This window comes from Mycolicibacterium arseniciresistens, from assembly GCF_030519285.1.
Taxonomy (GTDB): Bacteria; Actinomycetota; Actinomycetes; order Mycobacteriales; family Mycobacteriaceae; genus Mycobacterium; species Mycobacterium arseniciresistens.
The window spans coordinates 1-4858 of record NZ_JAUMSQ010000319.1; the positions used below are offsets into that span (position 1 = coordinate 1).

4 protein-coding genes are annotated in these 4858 nt (G+C 72.7%); all 4 read right to left on the reverse strand.

The features are described 5' to 3' along the window. Positions 1-151: 151 nt before the first annotated feature. Positions 152-1474: a beta-ketoacyl [acyl carrier protein] synthase domain-containing protein gene (locus Q2100_RS27045; protein WP_302916536.1), complete on the reverse strand. Its 1323-nt coding sequence runs from the start codon at positions 1472-1474 to the stop codon at positions 152-154. Beyond that, positions 1464-2222: a thioesterase II family protein gene (locus Q2100_RS27050; protein ID WP_302916537.1), complete on the reverse strand. Its 759-nt coding sequence runs from the start codon at positions 2220-2222 to the stop codon at positions 1464-1466. Before Q2100_RS27050 ends, Q2100_RS27045 begins: the two co-directional genes overlap by 11 nt. Beyond that, positions 2219-2929, reverse strand: coding sequence for an AMP-binding protein (locus Q2100_RS27055; protein ID WP_264014418.1), 711 nt, complete (start codon positions 2927-2929; stop codon positions 2219-2221). Before Q2100_RS27055 ends, Q2100_RS27050 begins: the two co-directional genes overlap by 4 nt. Positions 2930-3083: 154 nt before the next feature. After that, positions 3084-4858 (reverse strand): non-ribosomal peptide synthetase (locus Q2100_RS27060; protein ID WP_302916538.1); only part of this gene is annotated, 1775 nt, incomplete at its 5' end.

Consider the following 4858-nt stretch of genomic DNA (forward strand, 5'->3'; position numbering starts at 1 on the left):
CGCAGCAGCTGGCCCGACACGTCGGCCACCCCGGTGTCCGGGCGGGTTCGCAGGTGGCGCGCGATGGCCGCGGCGTCCGCGGCGACGAGGTCGGGCGCGTGTGCGCTGAGCAGCACGGGGGTACGGCCGTCCGGCCAGGTGATGACGGACATCAGGCCACCCGGGCCCCGGCATCGGGCATGGCCACGACGACGTGGGTGTTGGTGCCGCTCATCCCGAACGCCGACACCGCGGCCAGCCGCCGCCCGTCGACGGCCCGCCAGGGGCCGAGTTTGTCGGCCAGCCGCAGACCTTGTGTTTCCCAGTCGATCTCACGGCTGGGCTGGTCGACGTGCAACGTGGGCGGGATGGTGGCGCGCTCGGCGGCGAGCAGCACCTTGGCCAGCCCCAGCCCGCCTGCTGCGGCCTGCGCGTGGCCGATGTTGGACTTGACCGAGCCGAGCAGCGGTCCCCGGCCGGGTTCGGTGGCGCCGTAGGTACGTGCCAGCGCGCGCAGCTCGGTGCGGTCGCCGAGCCGGGTTCCGGTGCCGTGCCCCTCCACCAGCCCGATGTCCTCGGCGCGCACACCGGCCTGGGAAAGTGCGCGGCTGAACAACCGGGCCTGCGCGGCACCGCTCGGCGCCGTCAGCCCGGTGGTGCGGCCGTCCTGGTTCAGGCAGCTGGCCAGTACCTCGGCCAGGATCGGCCTGCCGTCCCTGCGGGCGGCCGACCGGCGCTGCAGCACGAACATCGCCGCGCCCTCGGCCCACACGGTGCCGCTGGCGTGCGCGCTGTAGGGGCGGCAGTGCCCGTCGTCCGAGAGCGCGTGCTGCTTGGAGAATTCGACGAAATAGCCCGGCGATCCCATCACCGCCACGCCGCCGGCCAGCGCCAGGTCGCAGTCGCCCGCGCGGAGTGACTGCACTGCGACGTGGAAGGCCGCCAGCGCCGACGAGCACGAGGTGTCGACGGTGAGCGCCGGTCCGGCGAGGTCCAGGGTGTAGGCGATCCGGCCGGAGATCACGCCAAGCGAGGTGCCGGTGATGAGATGCCCGCTGTGCTCGGAGAACCGGGCCATGTCCGGTCCGTAGTCCAGCGTCGACGCGCCGACGAAGCAACCGGCGTCGTGGCCCGCGAGGTCGTCGGGATTGACGCCGCTGTTCTCCAGGGCCCGCCACGCCAGCCGAAGCGCCACCCGCTGCTGGGGATCCATCGCCACGGCCTCCCGTGGCGAGACACCGAAGAACTCCGGGTCGAAAGAGGTTGCGTCGGTGAGAAATCCGCCGAGGTCGTGAATGGCCTTATAGCCGTCGCGCCGTTCGAAGAGCTCGGGCAGGTCCCAGCCGCGATCGGTCGGGAACGGGCCGAGCGCCTCGCGCTGTTCGGACAGCAGCGACCAGTAGGCGTCGGCGGAGTCGATGCCGCCGGGTGCCTCGAGCGCCATGCCGACGATCACGACGGGATCGTCCGCGCCGCCCACGCCGTCAGAGGTCATCGGCGCCCATCAGTTCGGCGAGCAGGTCGGTGTGCTCGTTGAGGTAGAAGTGGCCGCCGTCGAGCAGCGAGAGGGTGAACGACTTCTCGGTGTGGCCCTCCCAGGCCCGCAGCTGCGCCTCGGTGATCCGGTGGTCGCGGCGGCCACCGATGGCGATGATGTCGGCGCGCACCGTGACGCCCGCGTCGCAGGTGTAGCGGTTCCAGGCCAGGTAATCCGCCCGGATCGCCTGTAGCAGCAGCGCGACGAAGTCCTCGTCGTCGAGCAGGCGCGGGTCGGTGCCGCCGAGGTCGGCCAGCTCGGACAGCAAGCCGTCGTCGGTGGTCGGCATCGGCCCGGACGCCTCGACGGTGGACGGCGCCTGCCCGGCCGAGACCCACAGCTGGCGTACGTCGACGCCGTGCCGTTCGGCGATGCGCGCGAACTCGAATGCCACCACAGCGCCCATGCAGTGACCGAACAGCCGCAGCGGACCGAGCCGGTGCCATTCCCCCGCCCGGAACAGGTCCTCGGCGAGCTCGGTGAGCGTCTCCGCCGCCGGATGGCTGAGGCGGTCGGCGCGTTGCGGGTACTGCACTAGATACGTATCGATCCCGTTGTCGGACAATGCTTTCGCCAGCCCCCGATAGGCGACCGCCGCCCCGCCCGCATGCGGGAAGACCACCGTCGCGCCCCGCGAACCGTCCGCCGGGAACCCCTTGATCCAGGGTTGGAACGTCAACTGCTGCTGCTGACCCACTCCGGTCATGGAGCCGCGGCGTCGATCGGCGGCAGGAAGGTCAGCGGGTATTCGACCGCGGCGCGGGAGTCGGCCGGGTCGGCGACCACCACACCGGCACCGGCGAGCAGCGCGGCGAACACCTCGCGCACCGACTCCTCGCAGTCCAGTCCGGGCGACACCGCCCGGCGGCCGCGCGGCTCGGCCGGGGTGCCGCCGATCGAGCGCAGCAGTGCGGCGTGGCTGAAGGTGGCGTTCGGCAGGATCGCGGCGGGTTCGGCCGGGCGCGGCGACACCACGGCGAAGCGGGACTCGGCGGCGCCGATCCGCAGGGCTTCGCGCACGGTCAGTGCAGGCATGAAAGCAGGAGAAAGGTCACCGCACACCAGCGCCATCCGCGCCACGCCGCGGCGCATGGCCGACAGTGCGGCGTCGGCGGGCAGTCCGGCGGGCACCGGCAGGTAGATCGCGCCCGCGGCGAGCGTTCCGAGCACCGCGGGGATCTGTTCCGCGCAGGCGGTGCCGACCACGGCGACCACGTCACCGGGTGCGACGCCGGCGACCGACAGCGCGGCGGCGATCGCGCGGATCTCTTCGGAGAGTTGCCCGTAGGTGCTCCGGCCGGTCGGGCCGGTCACCGCGGCGGCGCCGGGCACGGAGGCAGCGACAGCGAGGACGCGTTCGTGCAGCGACGCCATCTCCGCGGCGGTTACGTCGCCGGGACGGGTGATCGTCATACCGTGAGCCACAATGCCTCCATGGATTAGCAAAGGCTGTCCTAAATTGCTGAGGCTACCCTATGTTCGGCCACCCGAAAATAGGTACCCCGATCGCTCCCGCCCATCGCATGACCACATCCGACCTGCGGCGATGCGCGTCGAGCCGGGTCGGTCAGCCCACCGACTCGGCGTCCAGTGCGGTCGCGACGTCGGTGCCGTCCATCCCAGCGACCTCGAGGTAGAGCTCGGCCACCTGCTCGAGCCGGTCACCGGCCGGTTCGCGGGCCGCCAGCACCCGCGCCAGCGCGGCGACGGTGCGGGTGGCGAAGACGTCGGCGACCATCACGGTCGGCGTGTCCAGCCAGTCCCGCACCCGCGCGACCAGCTGGGTGGCCAGCACCGAGTCCCCGCCGAGCGCGAAGAAGTCGTCGTCGGCGCCGACCTGCGCGCGGTCGAGCAGCACCCCGACGATGTGCGCGAGCGCCGATTCCACGACGGTGGCCGGCGCGCGGTATCCCCGTCCCGCCGACAGGTCGACGTTCTCGAGGATGCGGGTGATCGCCGCCCGGTCGAGCTTGCCGTTGCCGGTGAACGGGATGCGGTCGGCGATCACGATCGCCTGCGGCACCATGTGGGCGGGGACGAGCGACGCCATCGCGTCGGTGACGGCCTCGGCGGTCAACCCGGTGCGATCGGCCCGCACCAGCGCCGCCAGCACGTCGCGACCGCCCGGTGCGGAGACCGGGGTGACCACGGCGACGTCCACTCCCGGCACCCGCCGCAGCGCCGCCTCGACCTCGCCCAGTTCGACCCGGTAGCCGCTGATCTTGATCCGGTGATCGGCACGGCCGACGAACTCCAGCGTGCCGTCGGACTGGTACCTCACCAGATCACCGGTCCGGTACCAGATCCTGCCGTCGTGTTCGACGAACTTCTCGGCGGTCAGGTCGGCCCGGCCGCGGTAGCCGCGGGCGATGCCGCGACCGGAGACCCAGAATTCTCCGGGCACCCAGTCCGGGCAGTCCCGGCCCCGCACGTCGACCACCCGGGCGGCGTTGTTGGGCAGCGGAGTCCCGAACGGCACCGCCGACCACTGCTCGGGCACCTCGCCGGTCACCTCGCAGATGGTGTTGTGGGTGGCGGTCTCGGTGGCGCCGCCGAGACCGGCGACGCGCACCCCCGGCGCGGCGGCACGCAGCGCCCGCACCATCTCGGTGCGCACCCAGTCGCCGCCGGTGGGCACCACCCGCACGGTGGGCAGCCGCGCGCCCTGTCCGGCGACCACCTCCACCAGCATCTCCAGCCAGCCGGGCATGAAGTGCAGCACGGTAACGCCGTGTTCGTCGATCAGCCGCACCCAGGTGTCGGGGTCGCGCCGGTGCCGCTCGTCGACCACCACGACGGCGCCACCGGTCCGCAGGGTGGCGAAGACGTCGAGCACCGAGATGTCGCACTCCAGTGTCGACAGCGCCAGGCAGCGGTCCGCCGGGCCGATCCCGAAGTGCCGCGTGATGAATTCGACGGTGTTCATCGAGGCGTCGTGGGTCACCTCGACGCCCTTGGGCTCCCCGGTGGACCCCGAGGTGAACAGCACGTAGGCCAGCGCCGAGGGATCCGACGGCGCCGGTTCGGTGTCGGCGGCGCGTGCCGCTCCGCGGCGCACCGCCTCGGAGACGGTCAGGGCGGGCACCGACAGCTCGGGGGTATCGCCGCCGCAGACCAGGGCCAGCGCCACCCCTGCGGTGCCGAGGATGCGGGCCGCCCGGTCGGCGGGCTGGTCGGCGCCGACCGGCAGGTACGCCGCGCCCGCCGCGTGGATGCCCAGCAGCGCCGGGATCTGCTCGTAGGTCTTGGGACCCGTCACGGCCACCACGTCGCCCGCGCCCACGCCGTGCTCGCGCAGGGTCGCGGTGACCGCCAGCACCTGCTCGCGCAGCTGCGCGTAGG

Excerpts from the sequence above, each read along its gene's own strand:
- Q2100_RS27045 (WP_302916536.1), bottom strand. The coding sequence starts at position 1,474 with ATGACCTCTGACGGCGTGGGCGGCGCGGACGATCCCGTCGTGATCGTC.
- Q2100_RS27050 (WP_302916537.1), bottom strand. The coding sequence starts at position 2,222 with ATGACCGGAGTGGGTCAGCAGCAGCAGTTGACGTTCCAACCCTGGATC.
- Q2100_RS27055 (WP_264014418.1), bottom strand. The coding sequence starts at position 2,929 with ATGACGATCACCCGTCCCGGCGACGTAACCGCCGCGGAGATGGCGTCG.